Annotated in this window: 1 protein-coding gene; it reads left to right on the forward strand. The window is 68.4% G+C overall.

From position 1 onward, the window contains the following. A partial coding sequence (locus ABGA94_RS21865) for a hypothetical protein (protein ID WP_375368087.1) occupies nt 1-269 on the forward strand: 269 nt, incomplete at both ends.

The raw sequence follows: 269 nt of genomic DNA on the forward strand, positions 1-269 counted from the left end.
GCCGCTGGACGTACAGGTGGCCGGTCCGCTGGCACCGCTGCAGGCGCAACTGGAAGCGCGCGGCTGGAAGCGGCAGGAGCAGGCTGGCTGGCAGCAGGCGCTGCTGATGCTGGACAAGAACACCGGCGCCGATGAACTGCGTGTTTCCGGCCTGCTCGACCGCGCACTGGACGCGCGCATGGCCGAGTTCAGCACCACCTTGCTGATGCTGGACCGCAACGAGGAAGTGCTGTCGTTGACCGAGGGCATGGCCGGTGCCGCCAGCAACG

It is taken from the genome of Stenotrophomonas sp. 3diitr2024, from assembly GCF_042136455.1.
Classification (GTDB): domain Bacteria; phylum Pseudomonadota; class Gammaproteobacteria; order Xanthomonadales; family Xanthomonadaceae; genus Stenotrophomonas; species Stenotrophomonas sepilia.